Origin of the sequence: Paraperibacillus esterisolvens, assembly GCF_046237625.1 — a bacterium.
Taxonomy (GTDB): Bacteria; Bacillota; Bacilli; order Bacillales; family DSM-1321; genus Paraperibacillus; species Paraperibacillus esterisolvens.
In genome coordinates, this window is the sequence record NZ_CP143545.1 from 885,940 (window position 1) to 902,857 (window position 16,918).

Consider the following 16,918-nt stretch of genomic DNA (forward strand, 5'->3'; position numbering starts at 1 on the left):
GAGAAACTGATGAAAGAATCTGACCAAAAAGCGCTGGAGCGTGCAATCAGTGAAATCACGGAAATCGCCACTCATTTTGGACTCGACTTTTATCCAATGCGGTATGAAATTTGTCCCTCAGAAATCATTTATACATTTGGTGCTTATGGAATGCCGACCCGTTTTTCTCATTGGAGCTTCGGCAAACAATTCCACAAGATGAAACTTCACTATGACCTCGGGCTCAGCAAGATATATGAACTTGTTATAAACTCTGATCCCTGCTACGCATTCCTGCTGGATTCCAATTCCCTGATTCAAAACAAACTGATTGTTGCCCACGTCCTTGCACATTGTGACTTCTTTAAAAACAATATCCGTTTCCAAAACACAAAGCGTGATATGGTTGAAAGCATGGCAGCGACCGCTGACCGGATCCGCCAATACGAAATCGATTATGGAAAAGATGAGGTAGAAACCTTCCTGGATGCGGTCCTGGCCGTGGAAGAACATATCGATCCTTCCCTTATCAGGCCAAAGCTCTCCTGGTCTCTGAACGATGACGAGGATGAGGATGGTAAGCCGCCTGCCTCTCCCTATGACGATTTATGGTCCTTGGATTCAAAAGGTCAGAAGGATAAAGCGGAAAGAAAGAAAACAAAAAAGTTCCCGCCGCAGCCAGAAAAAGACATCCTTCTCTTTATAGAAGAATACAGCAGGCACCTTGCCGACTGGCAGCGCGATATCCTGACTATGATGAGAGAAGAAATGCTTTATTTTTGGCCGCAGCTTGAGACAAAAATCATGAACGAAGGCTGGGCTTCTTACTGGCATCAAAGAATTCTGCGCGAGCTCGACCTCACCAGCAGCGAATCCATCGAATTCGCGAAGCTGAATGCCGGGGTCGTACAGCCTTCGAGAACATCCATCAATCCATATTACCTTGGCCTGAAAATATTTGAAGATATTGAAGAGCGCTTTGACAATCCCACTAAGGAAATGAAGGAAAGGGGCGTCAAGCCTGGTTCAGGCAGGGAGAAGATGTTTGAAGTCAGAGAAATAGAATCAGACATCTCCTTTCTCCGCAATTACATGACAAAGGACCTCGTCATGAGGGAGGATATGTATCTGTTCCAAAAACAGGGCAAGGAATACAAAGTGGTCGGCAAAGAATGGGAACAGGTCCGTGATCAGCTGGTAAGCATGCGTGTTAACGGCGGGTTTCCGTATATTACGGTGACGGACGGCGATTATTTAAAGAATGGTGAACTGTACCTGAAACACTGGTTTGAGAACATCGAGCTTGATGTCAAATATCTCGAAAAAGTCCTGCCATACCTGCACCAGCTCTGGGGGCGCACCGTCCACATGGAATCTGTATTCGAAGGAAGAAATATCGTGTTCACCTATGATGGGAAGGGTGTGCACAGGAAGTATATATAAAAGCTGGACCGTGGAGCCTTGAGGGGCTCTTTTTGTTCTCCTCTTATTGAAGAGGTATTGGAGACTTAATTAAAAATCGATGGGACAAATTGAGTGGTTTTAGTAAGATGAATTCTGAAATCCTCCTATTTGATGAGCCAATTACGGCCTTAGATCCTGAATGGACAGGGGAAGTCTTGAAAGTAATGAAAGACATGGCTGAAGAGCATATGACATTGGCTGTAGTGACACATGGGATGGGTTTAGCAAAGGGAGTTGCAAACAAAGTTGTTTTCATGGACAACGGGGAAATAGTAGAATCAGGTCATCCTTCTGGATTATTTAGTAACCCGCATTTCAAACGTACTAAAATCATTCTTGAAACGTAGTTTGGGATAATACCCTTTATGGAAGGAGTAAATTAAGGAAACTAGGAAAGACATATCAGCCGGTTTAAGCATATTCCCGATCTTTGTACTAAAAAAGACGCTGCCCTAAACGGACAGCGTCTTTGTATTATATTCTCTTAGCCCCGATAAAACGCGGCTTCCAGTATGTGTTATTAGTAGTTGCAATGGATACACCATACGATGATGCGGATTGAATCATCTTTCCGCTTCCCATATAGATAGAAACATGAGTCGGTCTTGATGCCTTATTTGGAGCGTAAAACATTAAATCTCCAGGTGCCAAGGCTGAAACCCTTGTTCCTTTGGTGTACATTTCAGCTGATGTCCTTGGAAGGATTTTCCCAGCTTTGTTGTAAGAGTATTTAACTAGACCGGAACAATCAAATCCACTAGATGATATCCCGCCCCATTTATATGGAACCCCAAGTTGGGTTTTAGCTACGGAAATGGCTTTTGTATGGTAAGTAGCTGCCTCACTAATAACTGGTGAAGCAAATGCAATGGCAGATGTAAGCGAAAGTATTCCGAATAATTTCTTTAACAAGTTATTATTCCCCCAGTTGTTTTCTACTAAACCTAATAATAAAGAATAATAGTTTCAATGGGTTTACAGGAATATTACAGTTATTTTACAAAATGTAGGGAAATGAGTCGTTTTATTGAGTAAAAACCAAAATAATGAAAAGGGAATTGTCTAATGTTTAAAAAGGCTGCCGTATCGATGCAGTGGGTGGCTTTTCCATCCACTTATTTTCAAACAGGATGTTCATCTCATCTTCCGCATATTTCAGCACTTCAGAGCTTAGCCAGGAGTAGTCTGCAATTAAATCACTCCCTAAGCTCTCACCAGCAAGACCTCTGAATCCAAAGTGGTGAAAAAAGAAACGGGCGAGATAGGCGATGGATCCATCAGAGGAACAATAAAAAAAGACCGTATTTAAACGATCTTTCCAGTTAACCTATAGGAGAAAGGCGGAGGGATTACTCTGCCTGCTTTTTTAAACCGCCCAGCAGTCAGGCGAAAAGGGTCAATTCACTTTTATAAATTGCCGGGCGCAGGCTTATCTACCCCGCGAACCCTATGGCGATGACCGTTCGCTTCTGTAGTGTAAAAATCATAATAGTGCACATGCATTCCATTACCAACAGGAATAGCCGGACCTGAATAGGCTTTATAGTAATGGGTGTGTCCATCTTCATACACGACATAACCTTCCGTGTAATGAACATGACTCCCATCCGGGGTCTGAACAGCAGGATGAGTAACGTCCAAACACTGATGAACATGACCGGCATCAACAGACGTATAGTCCACAGATCCGTGGTTATGTTCAGGAACGAAACCGGAAACAAATTCGTCCTTTCCAACTCTTTTCATATAGAACTCACTCCTCTTCGTTTGATCCATTTGATGATGACCCCTGCCCTTTTTGGCATGGCATTCTACTCCAATATATGTTGTCTTATCCATATTTATTTTGCAGGGGTCATTCTTATGAACGGATATGGGGAAAGTTCAATAAGAAAAAATACCATTGAATTTGTTTGTGGCCCTCGAAGTTTGCATTACATAAGATTCAGAGTTTGTACTGAAAGAAAATAAATTGGGCCTTAAAATTGCTGCCGCGTCCAATATCACTTATAAGTATGCCCGGTAAGGGAATGGCGGAGTATATAGAAGTCCGTTTTTCAAAAAGGCTGATCAGCAGCATTATTCCTGAATAAATTAAGTCAAAATCTGATTTTATTTTTTCGCTGTCTGTATTCAAGTGACAGCTTCTTGAATCTTATCGAATTTTTAAGATTTAAAAGTTGCTATTATTTGGTTTACTGGCATAAACTAAAATTAATCAAAAAAAGTTGATTAAGGAGATAAAGTCATGAATTTAAATTCCGTTACCGAAGAAAGCCTGGATGCTGAGTTCCAAAAATATGAAGCGAAATTTAAAGCCTTAGCTGATAAAAAGCGGCTTCATATCATGAACATCCTTACACAAAATGGAAGCATGTGCGTGTGTGACATCGAACCGATTATCGGCATGACTCAATCAAAACTGTCGTATCATTTAAAAATCTTATTAGATGCAGGATTAATCGAAAAGGAAGCCAAAGGTACCTGGAGCTATTATTGTGTAAATCAAAATGAGTTGAATGCTCTCCTGTCTGAACAGCTGTGCTGTCTCTTTAAACCGCCAGGCTGCCGCTAATTTCTTAGGCAATTAATCAATTTTTCTTGATGAATGGTAATCTTGAAGGAGGAAGCGGTAATGATTTTTGAATTTGAATACTTTCCGGCCAGGTGCTTTTGTATCAATCATCCGGAAAGAAGGTCATCAATCCAGCACTGTCTTTAAATGCTGGATTGGAGGGCAGACCTGATTGCTGTAAATCTGCCTGCAGCTGCTAAGGAAGGAGATCTTTAAAATGTGGATAGAAACGATTAAGAGTTTCCTCAGTATCGCTTTAGAATTAACCGTATTATTTGTCGCGATTTCATTCATTATAAGTCTTCTTCAAGGATTTATCCCTTATGAAAAAATTGAGAAGAAGCTTGCAGGGAAAAATAAACTGGCAGGTGCTTTTTTTGCCCTGGTGTTTGCCTTTATTACCCCATTCTGTTCCTGCTCTACCATCCCGGCAGTCGTCAACATGCTGAAAAATAAAATGCCTTTTGGCATCGTCATGGTATTTCTGTTTTCTTCACCGGTTCTTGACCCGACGATCCTTACCATCATGGGTGTGGTAATGGGCTGGAAAGTCGCCATCCTTTATACTGTCATTACTTCTGTATTATCTGTCATCATTGGTTTTACGCTGGAGTGGCTTGGCCTGCAAAGAGCCGTTAAACATGTTGTGATGACTGGCTTCCAGGAAGAACAGCGGAAGTTTAGCATTAAGATTGCCTGGAAAGAATCCCTTAACTTAATCAAAAGCGTTTACCCTTACCTGATCCTCGGTGCAGCAGCTGGGTCTATCATCCACGGCATGGTGCCAACAGAGTGGATCAGCACAATCTTCAGCAAGGATCATTGGTGGCTGATACCAATTGCTGCCATTATAGGTATCCCTTTATATATCCGCCTATCCAGTATGATACCAATATCACAAATCCTGATTGCCAAAGGCATGGCACTTGGCCCGGTCATGGCCATGATGATCAGTTCTGCAGGAGCAAGCCTGCCGGAAGTGATACTTTTAAAATCAATATTTAAAAAGGAACTTGTTATCACCTTTATTGCCGCTGTGCTTGTTATGTCTACGGTTTCTGGTTTCATATTTGCTTTGGTTTGATTGTAACATCAAAATTATTTGATTAATAATACAGAACAAATTTCGGTTTTAGAAATATAAAAGCAAGATACATAGCTCATGCATTATCTGCTTTGAGAGGCAGAGTCAAAGAAGTTCTCGGTGGGCTTAAGGCAGATAGTTTATATGCAGTTCTTTGTTCTTGGATTTAGAACCGATTTTTTTAAGAAGGAAGGAAGTGATTAAATATGTTTGGTTTCCTAAAAAAAGCTGGAGGCAAAAAAGCAGAAAACGATTGCTGCAGAGTGGAAATTGTAGAAGTCCCGGATGCAGAAAAGGATCTATGCTGCAAATCCAGCCAGGAAGAAAAAGATGCTTGATGGAAGAATAGTAGAAGGGGCTTATATGTATAAGCCCCTCATTGCCTTAAGAATGGCTTCTTAGATTTAAACCCTAAGCGAACCGCGGAATCCTCTGGCAGCATAATACGATTCCGCTCCGTTATGGTAGACGAAGACAGTATTATAGCGGCAGTCACAAAAAAGGGCGCCGCCAAGTTTTCTAATGCTCTCAGGAGTCTGTACCCAGCTTGAAGTTTTCAAATCAAAACGCTCAAGTTTTTGCATTTCCCGGTACTGATCTTCCGTTAGCAGTTCAATTCCCATGGCTGCTGCCATATCGACCGCATTATTTTCCGGTTTATGTTTTTTCCTCGACTCCTGCGCTTCCCTGTCATAGCAGACACTCCTGCGGCCTTTAGGGCTTTCCGCTGAACAGTCGAAAAAAATATATTCGTCCACTTTCTTATCAATGACCACTACATCCGGCTCACCGCCGGTTTCCTCCATTTCCCCCAGGGACCATAGTTTATCGGGATCTGCTTCGATCCTTGTCTGGACCTTGGCCCACTCCAGTTCTTGATGGCGGTGCATGTTTTTCTCGAAACGATCCTTTAGGCTCCGGAGCAGTTCTTCCCGCTTTTCTGCCGGCATCTCCTTGTTTGTCTTGACCATATATTTCACTCCCTGATATTCTTGTACTTTTGCTTATACTTTAACAAAGAAGACGCACTATCCTCCACAAACTTATGGCTTGGATGAATAATATCCCTATTCTGCTTTAATTATACAAGTGCGAGATTAAGTTTGCATAAAAAATGAGGGATAGCAGCTGAAGTAGGGTTGTTTATATAAGTGTTTGCTTATACAATAAGCTGTGGATGACAGGGGAGAAATCATTGTTATTGGGGAGGATTTCATGCAATCAATACAAGAACTGGATATTGAATCTGCTGCGGGAATATTGAAGCTTCTCGGAGACAAGACCCGGTTAACGATGGTAAAGATCATGTCTGAAAGTGAATGCTGTGTATGTGAGTTTGTTGACCTGTTTGACATGAGCCAGCCTGCGGTAAGCCAGCATCTCAGGAAATTGAAAACCAGCGGGATTGTGAAAGAAACAAGAAGGGGACAATGGATCTATTATTCCTTGAACCCAAGTTCTGTCTACAGCTCTTTTATTCTGCATGTTATATCCGGCTTGCCAAGTCAGCGCTTTAAATTAAAGGAATTAGAGGCACAGGGGAAAAGCACCTGCTGTGACTAAGGAGGAATTCATCAAGTGTTTTTGGTCATCTCAGCCTGTATCATCTTTTTAATCACGCTCACGCTGGTCATCTGGCAGCCGGGAGGTTTGTCCATAGGCTGGTCTGCCTGCGGCGGGGCAGTGGCTGCCCTGATTTTAGGCGTCGTCGATTTTCAAGATGTTGCAGACGTTACCGGGATTGTCTGGAATGCCACACTGGCATTTATCGCAATCATCATTATTTCATTAATTCTAGACGAAATCGGATTCTTTGAGTGGGCAGCCCTCCATATGGCCAGAGCTGCAAAAGGGAATGGGATCCGGATGTTCGTATATGTCAGCATTCTTGGGGCCCTGGTGGCAGCCCTGTTTGCCAATGACGGTGCTGCCTTAATCCTGACACCAATCGTCCTGGCAATGGTCCGTAACTTAAAGCTGGCCGACAAAATGATCTTTCCATTCATCATGGCCAGCGGATTTATTGCAGACACTACATCACTTCCGCTTGTTGTCAGCAACCTGGTTAATATCGTTTCTGCTGACTTCTTTGACATTGGATTTGCAGAATATGCATCTCGTATGTTCGTGCCGAATCTGTTCTCACTCGCGGCAAGCATCCTTGTTTTGTATCTGTACTTTAAGCGGAATATCCCAAAAGATTACGACATCACTCAGTTGAAAAAGCCGTCAGATGCCATCCAGGATCTGAAAATGTTCCGTCTTTCCTGGATTGTCCTGGCGATATTATTGGCCGGATATTTCCTGAGCGAGCTTCTGCATGTCCCTGTTTCGGCCATAGCCGGAATTATTTCTATCTTCTTCCTCATAATGGCCAGGAGGAGCCAGGCGGTTAACACAAGAAGTGTGATCAAAGGGGCCCCATGGGCAATTGTCTTTTTCTCGATTGGAATGTATGTAGTCGTTTATGGGCTGCGGAATGCCGGACTGACCGGAGTGCTGGCCGATGTCATCGGGACAGCCGCGGATCAAGGATTATTTGCGGGTACCATAGCGATGGGGTTCATCGCTGCGATCCTTTCGTCCGTTATGAACAACATGCCCACCGTCATGATTGACGCGCTGGCAATTGCAGACACCGGGGCAGCCGGAATGATCAGGGAAGGGTTGATCTATGCCAACGTAATCGGTTCAGATCTTGGCCCTAAAATCACACCGATTGGTTCCCTGGCGACACTGCTCTGGCTCCATGTCCTATCCCAAAAAGGTGTAAAGATATCGTGGGGAACGTACTTTAAAACAGGTATTCTCTTGACCGTTCCTACTCTTTTTATCACACTTGCCGGCCTATATATTTGGCTGATCATTATTCATTAAAAATAACTACACACAAAAGGAGCTATCATCATGTCTAAAAAAACCATTTACTTTTTATGTACAGGCAATTCATGCCGCAGCCAAATGGCTGAAGGCTGGGGAAAAAAGTATTTGGGTGATGAGTGGAGAGTACTGAGTGCAGGAATTGAAGCTCATGGCCTAAACCCAAATGCAGTGAAAGCAATGGCTGAGGCGGGAATTGACATCTCACATCAAACTTCAGACATCATTGATCCGGAAATTTTGAACAGCGCTGATTTCGTCGTGACACTCTGCGGGGATGCCGCTGATAAGTGTCCCATGACGCCTCCTCATGTAAAACGTGATCACTGGGGATTCGATGACCCGGCAAAGGCGCAGGGAAGCGATGAAGAAAAATGGGCCTTCTTCCAGCGGGTGCGCGATGAGGTTGGGGAGCGCATCAAAAGGTTCGCAGAGACTGGTAAATAAATTGGAAAGCCAAGAGAATTTTCTCTTGGCTTTTTTGCTGGCTTTAAAAGATCCCGTACTAGCAGGAGTGCAGGAGAATATGTCAGAGAAGGAAAATGGGCAGGCAGTTTGTACTATTTTCTGCAAAAAAAGTGGCTCCTGTAATCTTGAAGGTGTTTAGCCCTGCTGAAAAGGTGGTATAGGAGGATATTGTCGTGACTGCCGGCGGCTTTAATGAAATAAAAATACTTAGGGAGGGAACAAATTTTGGCAAAGAAAGAAATGATTGCGATGCTTTTAGCTGGTGGACGTGGTTCCCGTTTAAAGGCTTTGACGCAAAATCTGGCGAAACCGGCTGTTCCTTATGGCGGGAAATATAGGATCATTGATTTTACCCTGAGCAATTGCATAAACTCAGGCATTGATACCGTAGGGCTGCTGACTCAGTATCAGCCGCACACTCTTCAGAACTATGTGAGTTCAGGAGAAATCTGGGGGTTGAATCAGCGTAATGGGGGCGTCAGCATCCTATCGCCATATCAGAGTGAATCCCAGTATAACTGGTATGAAGGAACGGCTCATTCCATTTACCAGAATCTGAACTTTATTGAAGAGCAGGATCCTGAATATGTCCTGATTCTCTCAGGTGACCATATCTATAAAATGGATTACGGAAAGATGCTGGAACATCATAAAGAACATTCCGCAGATGCCACCATTTCCGTCATAAAGGTTCCATGGGAAGAGACGGACCGGTTTGGCATCATGAATATGGATCCCGATTCAAGCAGAATCACAGAATTTGAAGAAAAGCCGAAAAAGGCTAAATCCAATCTGGCATCCATGGGCATCTATATCTTTAACTGGAAAACCCTGAAAACGTTACTTAAGCAAATGGACTATGATACAGAAGCATTCCTTGATTTTGGAAAAGATGTTATCCCTCATATGCTTAAAGCAAATCATCACCTCTCGGCTTATCAGTTTGACGGATATTGGAAAGATGTCGGCACAGTTGATAGTTTTTGGGAAGCAAACCTGGACCTGCTGTCAGCGGATAAGAATCCCTTGCTGCATCATAAAGACTGGCCAATATATACCGCCAACCACTGCCAACCTCCTTTATATTTAGATGAGTCATCCACGGTTAAGCAATCCCTGATCAGTGAAGGCTGCGAGATTCATGGACATATTCAGAAATCGGTACTTTCACACGGAGTGAAAGTGGGGAAAGGCTCTATCATCAGAAACTCCGTCCTGCTCCCCGATGCAGTGGTGGGAGAGAACGTAAGAATTGAAAATGCAGTAATAGGATCCGGAGCGGTCATAAAGAGTAATATTGGAATAGGTACCGCCACGGAAGTCACATTGGTAGGGGAAAAAGAAGTAGTCTTCAACAAAAAAAGCACCGTGCGAAAAGGGGCCTGATCCCTCAAGCACCTCGTATATTAAGATAAAAGGCTGCTATGGAGCAGCCTTTTTAGTATGGTTTGAAGCTGTTTGAAAAGTGAAATGTCCTTCATAGGGTATAAAGGACGTTTTGAAACTGATTGGAAAGAGAAAAGGCCTTCATCAAGGGTATGGAGGCCTTTTTAAAGCCGTTTGAGAGGTGGAAAGTCTTTCATAGGGGGTATGAAGACCTTTTTAAAGCCTGGCGGGAGTTGAAATGTCCATCCTGGCAGCAGCCGTCCTCTCCTGGAATCAGTTCGGCAGCCGTGCAGGATGTCATAACAGCTATTTTGAGAGATAAATAGGTCCCGCGTTGCTGGCCTTCAAGGAATTTGCTCCTGATTAGGGGAGGGTGAAAGAAATGCAGAATGATAGACGGCAGAAAGTCTCCGGGATATTGGCATTGGCCATTCCGGCCATGATAGAAAGTATTCTCCAGACAATTGTTGGAGTTGCAGATACTTTGTTCGTGGCAAGGATCGGGCTGGATGAGGTGACAGCAGTGGGGATAGCCAATACTATTTTGGCTATTTATATGGCTGTCTTTATGGCTATTGGGGTTGGGACATCATCTATCATAGCAAGATCGATCGGTGCCGGGGACTTCAAAGCAGCGGGGGCCGCTGCCAAACAGTCAGCCGTCCTTTCGGTAATAACCGGCATCCTGGCAGGGATTGTGACCCTGATCTTTGCAGAATCGCTGCTAAAGGTAATGGGAGCAAGTCCAGAAGTTTTGCATGAGGGAGCTTTATATTTACGGATAGTCGGTGTGCCATCCGTCTTTATTTCTCTGATGCTGATATACGGAAGCATCTTAAGGGCATCTGGAGATACAAAAACACCCATGAAGGTGGGATGGTGGATTAATATTATCCATATCTGCCTGGATTATATCCTGATTTTCGGGTTATTTATGATTCCCGGGATGGGAGTGGCGGGAGCAGCCCTCGCCACAGTGCTTGTCCGCGTTCTAGGCACTGTGCTGTTGTATATCAAAATCAAAAAATCCAAGACAGCCTTCTCCCTTTTTGCCAGGCAGACTCCATTCGTAAAAAGCTTTGGGCCGGCCATCATCAAATTGTCCTGGCCGTCTGCCATTGAACGTTTGATCATGCGGCTGGGGCAGCTGCTTTACTTTGGATTAATTGTGCGGATGGGTACTGAAACGTATGCAGCCCATACAATTGCAGGAAACATCGAGGCTTTTTCTTACATGCCCGGCTATGGCCTTGCCATCGCAGCGGCGACACTGGTCGGTCAGAGCATGGGGGCAGGAAGAGTGAAGGATGCCTATCGATATGGAATTCTTACAACATTCATCGCTGTCCTATTCTTGAGTTTCATCGGCGTTCTGTTATTCTTTTTGTCTCCCTGGTTTGCGGCCTGGTTTACGGAGGACCGGAATGCTGCTGGGATGGTTGTGACGGCGTTGAGAATTGACGCTTTTGCACAGCCGGCCGTTGCTGCAAGTCTGGTGCTGGCCGGAGCGCTACAGGGAGCGGGTGATACAAAGAGCCCGATGTACAGCACGGCTGTGGGAATGTGGGGAATACGGGTGGCAGGGGTGTATATCCTTGGAATTCTATGCGGCTTGGGAATTGCGGGAATTTGGCTTTCCATAGCCATTGATCTTGCTGCAAGGTCAATATTTCTTTATTTTCGCTTTCGCAAACTCATGAAGCCCATGCAGCAGGCAGAATCAGCTCTGTAACAAAAAATAATCTGTCCCAAAAGCATAGAGGTCATTCCAGGCTGTTGAGACAGAGGTCCTATTAAAAAATCAGTTTATATAGTCCTAGAAGAATCAGCATGAATCCCGGCAGTACCTGAAGCTCACTCATTCCTTTGACATTGCGGCATTTTTTTCCTGCCTTTGTGCCCGCGAGCAGGATGGCTGAGCTGATGACAGCCATGAACACAGGAGTCAGGATTATAGGGGTTCCCTGAAGGGCAGCGCCGATTCCTGCCCCCAGCGCATCAAGCGACAATGCCAGACCTAACATAAGAGACTCCCGTAGTGAGATCCTGCCGGATTGATCGGCATCTGCAAGCTCGGGCTGATTCAGGATTTCAATGACAATCCTGACATTAAACAGCTTCATGCTTTTCCTTTTGCTCCCGGCATCAGGTCCTACCCCGGTTTTCAAATTCTCTTTTTTACGAAGGGAATTCAAGACAGTACTAATGCCGAGAAATATTAAAATCAGCGCACCAATCATCACTGTGCTTCCTGACGGCAGATGCCGGCTTAGACTATGGCCGATCAGCATCGAAAGGAAGAAAGCAGCCCCGGTTAGAGCCCCGATGATCACAAGCGGCGGATAAGGTATGGCAATGCCTTTCAGGCCGTAAGAAAAACCAACTGTGAAACTGTCAAAACTCAGTGAAATTCCAAGTGCCATGATAAATAAAATCTCTGCAAACATAATATCCTCCCATAGGCAGTGAGTAGTGCTCCACATACTATGAAGAGGATAAAAATAATTGCATGTACATTGTATTTTTTATAAGGGTGTTCGCATTCATGGCGGATATTTAACAAGAAAGTTGATTTCCGCTGGAGATACCCCGCCTGCGCGGGCCGGGCGCTGAGCCTCCTCGGCTTTGACCTGCAGGGTCTCACCTGTCCTGCTGCTCCCAGTAAGGCGGATTTTAAACCAATTAATGAGCACTGAATAAAGACGGAAATTTATAGAACCCAATAACTTTTTTGAAAAGCAGCGACCTGATAAAGTAGACTTTCTTATTGGCAAGCGCCAGCGAAGACAGAAGCTTAGCCGCCCTGATGCTTAAAGCCAAGTATAAGTGAAGCGGCTTTCCCACTGAATAACCTGGCTTATGACTCCAAGGCCGAAAGTCTCGCAGCTGGATCAGGAGTCCCGCGCCTGAAGCGGAAGTCATAAAAGAGCAACAATCCTTCAATAAAGAGCCTTTAGAAAGTGCATACAGCTGAAAAAAGTCATTCAAGGAGCTGTGAAAGGGAACTATTTCTTAACCCAGACTGAAACACTTCCGCCGTTTACCGGGAAGGCTGCATGTCCATCTTCTTCTATGGTGATTTCATCCTCCCTTGAGCCTGTAAGATCAATCCAGATTTGACCGGCTTTGTTTTCTCCAACGAACATCCGCTTTTCACCTTCATCGCCGTTAGAGATTACCACTGCGCAGCCTGAATCCTCGAATTCATCAACACCGTGGCGCACCCAGCCGATGGTATTCGGGTGGTCAAAGTAATCTGTCTGTTCCCCATATGCTTTATGGTACCTGGCGCACAGAAGAGCATCCAGTATATCTTTTTTTCCTTCTTCCGGCTCAGGGCCGCCGATTCCGTAATAATCTCCATAAAAGAGAACAGGATATCCATCCCTTCGGAGCAGGATCAGGGCATATGCGCTTGGTTTAAACCAGTCCTGCACCCATGATTCAAGTGCCTCATGGGGCTGGGAATCATGATTGTCCACAAAAGTGACAGCATTCATGGGATGCGAACTGACAAGGGTATCCTCAAAAATGGAGGACAAGTCAAAATCCCTGCCTTCAATGGAAGCCTGATGGAGCTTATAATGCAAGGGAACATCAAATAAATCAATGTTATAGTCAACCTTGTCCAAATAGTTCTGGCAGGCATCAAGGTCCGGTTTCCAGAATTCGCCGACAAAGTAAAAATCATTTCCGCGGTATTTGAACATCTCTTCAGCAAATTCACGGATAAAATTGTGATTTATGTGCTTAATAGCGTCGAGGCGGTAGCCATCACAGTTAAGTGTGTCTGAAAGCCATTTTCCCCATTCGATCATTTCTTTCTGGACATCCATGTTGTCATAATCGATATTGGCGAACATCAGATAATCATAGTTGCCGAATTCGTTATCCACATGATCATTCCAGTCTTTGTGTTCTCCAACAATCTTATAAACACCGGTTTTATCCCTCTTGGCATCATAATCTGTCCCATTGAAATGTCCATAATCCCATTGGAATTCTGAATATCTTCCGGCCCGGCCAGGGAACGTGAACTTGGTCCAGCCTTCAATATCAAATGGTTCGGATATTTCTTCAGTCCTGTTCTCCTGATCGACCTCGATTACTTGGAATAATTCCGTTTCATCAGCTCCCGCTTTGTGATTCATCACAATGTCAATATACACCTTGAGGCCCTCTATATGGCAGGCGGAAATTGCTTCGATCAATTCAAGCTTGGTACCATATTTCGTGCGGATGGATCCCTTCTGGTCAAACTCTCCGAGGTCGTATAAGTCATAGGGAGCATAGCCGTTATCATCCGGCGAGGTGGCTTTAGTGACCGGGGGAAGCCATATCGAGGAGATTCCTTTTTCTTTTAAAGATGGGGCAAGCTCTTTCAGACGGTTCCAATGCTTTCCATCCGCTTCGGTGTGCCATTCAAAGAATTGAATAATAGTATGATTTCGCTCCATGAGCTTTCCTCCTAAAATCGCATGAAATGTCATGCAGTCATAATAGGATTACTTACCCAGTTATTGACCGGACGAACCTACTTTGTGAAAAATTTAGCACTTTATTGCTTTAAACCAATCAAACATCGGCCGGGCAGGTAGCATAAAACATGGTTACAGCAGGCCATATTATTTTTTTTGATTGACATTATTCTTAAACAAATATAGTATAAATTAAAAGTTGCACTAAGGAAACAAATTAGTGTGGAGGGAAAACAAATGGATATAGTCAATAAAATTAAACTATCTCAAGGGAAGAAGGGGGATTCCATAAAAATCACTTCTATGAATCTTGCGGGTGTGATGCGAAGAAGACTCATGGATTTAGGCTTTGTCCCAGGGGCTGTCGTCCAAGTGGTAAGGAAGAGCCCTTTGGGAGATCCTGTCGCATTCAGGGTAAGCCAGACCGTGATCGCCCTGCGGAAACAAGAGAGCTCAAACATTGAAGGGGAGCTGCTGCCGAATGACTGACACATATAGAATCGCACTTGCCGGAAATCCGAATACAGGGAAAAGCACTTTGTTCAACGCGTTAACAGGGCTGAAGCAGCACACGGGCAACTGGGCCGGCAAAACCGTTTCCCTTGCTGAGGGGACCATCCGCCATAAGAGAGCTGTCTTCAGGCTGATTGACCTGCCCGGTACTTATTCACTTTTCTCCAATTCAGCAGATGAAGAGGCGGCACGCAATTATATAGCATTTGAAAAACCGGATTTAACACTGGTCGTCCTCGATGCAACCGCCCTTGAACGGAATTTGAACCTGGCACTTCAGGTGCTGGAAATTACAAAAAATGTCATCATCTGCATCAATTTGATGGATGAAGCGGAAAAGCAGGGAATTCAAATCAATGAACAGCTGCTGACAAGAAGGCTTGGAGTTCCTGTTATCAAAATCTCGGCCAGAAATAAAACTGGCATCCCCATGCTCCTCGATACGATGGATCGGATCTTGAAGGGCGTAATTGAATGCAATCCCACCCAGATGATCTATAAACCGGAGATTGAAGAGAAAATCAGCGCCATGGAGGAGAAAGTAAAAAAAATTGTAGGGAATACACTATCATCCCGCTGGGTCGCATTGCGTCTATTGGACGGAGATGAAGGGCTTTTAAGGGAAATAAACAGGCAGATTGCCACACATAGGGGGGAAGTGCAATGAACTTAGAAGGTTTGTATGCGGAAGCTAAAACTCTCTCATCCTCCGGGCTCAGGGATGAAATCATCCAGCAGCTCTATGAAAACAGCAGATCACTGTGCGGTCAGGCGGTAACTTCTAAACAGACCCATGATGCACGGACTGAAAAACTGGATGCTATCTTCACTTCGCCGGTTCTCGGCTTTCCTATCATGATTATCATGCTTGGGGCTGTTTTTTATCTAACCATTGCCGGCGCTAACATTCCGTCCTCCCTGCTAGCCCAGTTTTTCGGCTGGATTGAAAACTACCTGACACTAGCATTCCAGTATATGGGAGCGCCGGGGTGGCTGCATGGCCTCCTCGTCCTGGGACTATACAGGGGGTCCACCTGGGTCATCAGCGTCATGCTCCCCCCAATGGCCATATTCTTTCCTGTATTTGCACTCCTTGAAAATTTCGGGTACCTGCCCCGGGTTGCCTTCAATATGGACCGCATCTTCAAGAAGGCAGGCGCCCATGGAAAGCAGTCCTTGACCATGGCGATGGGCTTCGGCTGCAATGCCGCCGCTGTCATGTCATCGAGGATCATTGAGTCGCCGAGAGAAAGGATGCTCGCAATCCTGACGAATAACTTTGTACCATGTAATGGGCGCTGGGGAACGCTGATTATTTTATCATCCATGTTCATGGCAGCGAATTTCACTGGCGGGTTGAAAATGCTTGTTTCAGCTGGAGTGGTGGTAAGCCTCGTGTTATTCGGAATCCTGGTGACTTTCTTTGTTTCCTGGGCACTTAGCAAGACGGCCCTGAGAGGTGTCCCCACTCACTATACTCTTGAGCTGCCGCCATACCGGCGCCCTAAATTCTTTGATACAGTCATTCGCTCATCGCTTACAAAGTCCTGGACCGTGCTGGTCAGGGCAGTCAAGGTTGCAGCTCCTGCAGCCGTCCTTACCTGGGTTATTGCCAACGTATATATCGGTGATTGGAGTCTCCTGATGCATTGTGTGAACTTTTTAGATCCATTCGGGAGGATGCTCGGCCTTGATGGATATATCCTGTTTGCGTTCATACTCGGTCTTCCGGCAAATGAAATCGTGCTTCCCATCCTGCTGATGGGTTATCTGTCTACTGGGTCGCTTACCGAATTGGATAGTTTGGCAGATTTGAAGAAAGTATTCCTCGAGCATGGCTGGACCTGGGTCACAGCTTTGAATATGATGCTGTTTTCCCTGCTTCACTATCCTTGCGGGACAGCTCTCCTAAATATTTATAAAGAGACGAAGAGTAAAAAATGGACCTTCCTTGCCTTTTTAATTCCGACTGTACTGGCGATTATTGTACCGTTTATTATTGCACAGGCAGCAGGGCTGTTCGGCTGGATTTAAATAGAGGCAAAAGGCCGGGAAGCTTTTCCCGGCTCTTTGTCTGCTTAGATGGGTTAA

18 protein-coding genes are annotated in these 16,918 nt (G+C 44.8%); 13 read left to right on the plus strand and 5 right to left on the minus strand.

What is annotated here, in order from left to right; translation table 11 throughout:
- Window positions 1–9 precede the first annotated feature (9 nt).
- Together V1501_RS04565 and V1501_RS04570 are read left to right on the plus strand one after the other, a co-directional pair.
- Window positions 10–1,422, plus strand: coding sequence for a SpoVR family protein (locus tag V1501_RS04565; RefSeq protein WP_409291648.1), 1,413 nt, complete (start codon window positions 10–12; stop codon window positions 1,420–1,422).
- A gap of 107 nt (window positions 1,423–1,529) precedes the next feature.
- On the plus strand, window positions 1,530–1,790 hold the full coding sequence (locus V1501_RS04570) for a hypothetical protein (protein ID WP_409291649.1): 261 nt from the start codon (window positions 1,530–1,532) through the stop codon (window positions 1,788–1,790).
- A 127-nt stretch (window positions 1,791–1,917) separates the two neighbouring features.
- Here V1501_RS04570 and V1501_RS04575 read toward each other — a convergent pair whose 3' ends face one another.
- Together V1501_RS04575 and V1501_RS04580 are read right to left on the minus strand one after the other, a co-directional pair.
- Entirely contained in the window at window positions 1,918–2,355 is a 438-nt protein-coding gene (locus tag V1501_RS04575; RefSeq protein ID WP_409291650.1) for a C40 family peptidase, read from the minus strand.
- A 495-nt stretch (window positions 2,356–2,850) separates the two neighbouring features.
- Entirely contained in the window at window positions 2,851–3,189 is a 339-nt protein-coding gene (locus tag V1501_RS04580; protein ID WP_409293252.1) for a YmaF family protein, read from the minus strand.
- Between the two features lie 502 nt (window positions 3,190–3,691).
- On the opposite strand from V1501_RS04580, the gene V1501_RS04585 reads away from it, so the two are divergent.
- The 3 genes from V1501_RS04585 to V1501_RS04595 all read left to right on the plus strand — a co-directional run bounded on the left by V1501_RS04585 (window position 3,692) and on the right by V1501_RS04595 (window position 5,440).
- Complete coding sequence (locus tag V1501_RS04585) at window positions 3,692–4,018, plus strand: ArsR/SmtB family transcription factor (protein ID WP_409291651.1); 327 nt, start codon at window positions 3,692–3,694, stop codon at window positions 4,016–4,018.
- A gap of 217 nt (window positions 4,019–4,235) precedes the next feature.
- Complete coding sequence (locus V1501_RS04590) at window positions 4,236–5,102, plus strand: permease (protein WP_409291652.1); 867 nt, start codon at window positions 4,236–4,238, stop codon at window positions 5,100–5,102.
- A gap of 206 nt (window positions 5,103–5,308) precedes the next feature.
- Complete coding sequence (locus V1501_RS04595) at window positions 5,309–5,440, plus strand: hypothetical protein (RefSeq protein ID WP_409291653.1); 132 nt, start codon at window positions 5,309–5,311, stop codon at window positions 5,438–5,440.
- A 66-nt stretch (window positions 5,441–5,506) separates the two neighbouring features.
- Here V1501_RS04595 and V1501_RS04600 read toward each other — a convergent pair whose 3' ends face one another.
- Window positions 5,507–6,073, minus strand: a complete 567-nt coding sequence (locus V1501_RS04600; protein WP_409291654.1) for a DUF4256 domain-containing protein — start codon at window positions 6,071–6,073, stop codon at window positions 5,507–5,509.
- Between the two features lie 244 nt (window positions 6,074–6,317).
- Between V1501_RS04600 and V1501_RS04605 the strand changes: the two genes are divergently transcribed.
- The 5 genes from V1501_RS04605 (at window position 6,318) to V1501_RS04625 (ending at window position 11,568) form a co-directional block, all read left to right on the plus strand.
- On the plus strand, window positions 6,318–6,665 hold the full coding sequence (locus V1501_RS04605; RefSeq protein WP_409291655.1) for an ArsR/SmtB family transcription factor: 348 nt from the start codon (window positions 6,318–6,320) through the stop codon (window positions 6,663–6,665).
- A 15-nt stretch (window positions 6,666–6,680) separates the two neighbouring features.
- The gene (locus tag V1501_RS04610; RefSeq protein WP_409291656.1) at window positions 6,681–7,979 is read left to right on the plus strand and encodes an arsenic transporter; all 1,299 of its coding nucleotides are present in this window, start codon (window positions 6,681–6,683) and stop codon (window positions 7,977–7,979) included.
- Between the two features lie 30 nt (window positions 7,980–8,009).
- Window positions 8,010–8,429 carry an arsenate reductase (thioredoxin) gene (gene arsC / locus V1501_RS04615; RefSeq protein WP_409291657.1) on the plus strand — a complete coding sequence of 140 codons (420 nt, stop codon included), beginning with the start codon at window positions 8,010–8,012 and terminating at the stop codon, window positions 8,427–8,429.
- Between the two features lie 261 nt (window positions 8,430–8,690).
- Window positions 8,691–9,836, plus strand: coding sequence for a glucose-1-phosphate adenylyltransferase (locus V1501_RS04620; RefSeq protein ID WP_409293254.1), 1,146 nt, complete (start codon window positions 8,691–8,693; stop codon window positions 9,834–9,836).
- Window positions 9,837–10,218: 382 nt separating this feature from the next.
- Complete coding sequence (locus V1501_RS04625) at window positions 10,219–11,568, plus strand: MATE family efflux transporter (RefSeq protein WP_409291658.1); 1,350 nt, start codon at window positions 10,219–10,221, stop codon at window positions 11,566–11,568.
- A gap of 61 nt (window positions 11,569–11,629) precedes the next feature.
- Here V1501_RS04625 and ytaF read toward each other — a convergent pair whose 3' ends face one another.
- Together ytaF and V1501_RS04635 are read right to left on the minus strand one after the other, a co-directional pair.
- Window positions 11,630–12,283 carry a sporulation membrane protein YtaF gene (gene ytaF / locus V1501_RS04630; RefSeq protein ID WP_409291659.1) on the minus strand — a complete coding sequence of 218 codons (654 nt, stop codon included), beginning with the start codon at window positions 12,281–12,283 and terminating at the stop codon, window positions 11,630–11,632.
- Between the two features lie 558 nt (window positions 12,284–12,841).
- Window positions 12,842–14,293 carry an alpha-amylase gene (locus tag V1501_RS04635; RefSeq protein ID WP_409291660.1) on the minus strand — a complete coding sequence of 484 codons (1,452 nt, stop codon included), beginning with the start codon at window positions 14,291–14,293 and terminating at the stop codon, window positions 12,842–12,844.
- 258 nt (window positions 14,294–14,551) lie between these two features.
- Here V1501_RS04635 and V1501_RS04640 point away from each other — a divergent pair, with 258 nt between their 5' ends.
- Genes V1501_RS04640 through V1501_RS04650 form a run of 3 tightly spaced genes read left to right on the plus strand, consistent with a single transcriptional unit; the run spans window position 14,552 to window position 16,861 of the window.
- The gene (locus V1501_RS04640; RefSeq protein WP_409291661.1) at window positions 14,552–14,803 is read left to right on the plus strand and encodes a ferrous iron transport protein A; all 252 of its coding nucleotides are present in this window, start codon (window positions 14,552–14,554) and stop codon (window positions 14,801–14,803) included.
- Window positions 14,796–15,494: a FeoB small GTPase domain-containing protein gene (locus V1501_RS04645; RefSeq protein WP_409291662.1), complete on the plus strand. Its 699-nt coding sequence runs from the start codon at window positions 14,796–14,798 to the stop codon at window positions 15,492–15,494. The genes V1501_RS04640 and V1501_RS04645 overlap by 8 nt, the downstream gene beginning before the upstream one ends.
- Entirely contained in the window at window positions 15,491–16,861 is a 1,371-nt protein-coding gene (locus tag V1501_RS04650) for a nucleoside recognition domain-containing protein (RefSeq protein WP_409291663.1), read from the plus strand. The genes V1501_RS04645 and V1501_RS04650 overlap by 4 nt, the downstream gene beginning before the upstream one ends.
- Window positions 16,862–16,918: the final 57 nt, after the last annotated feature.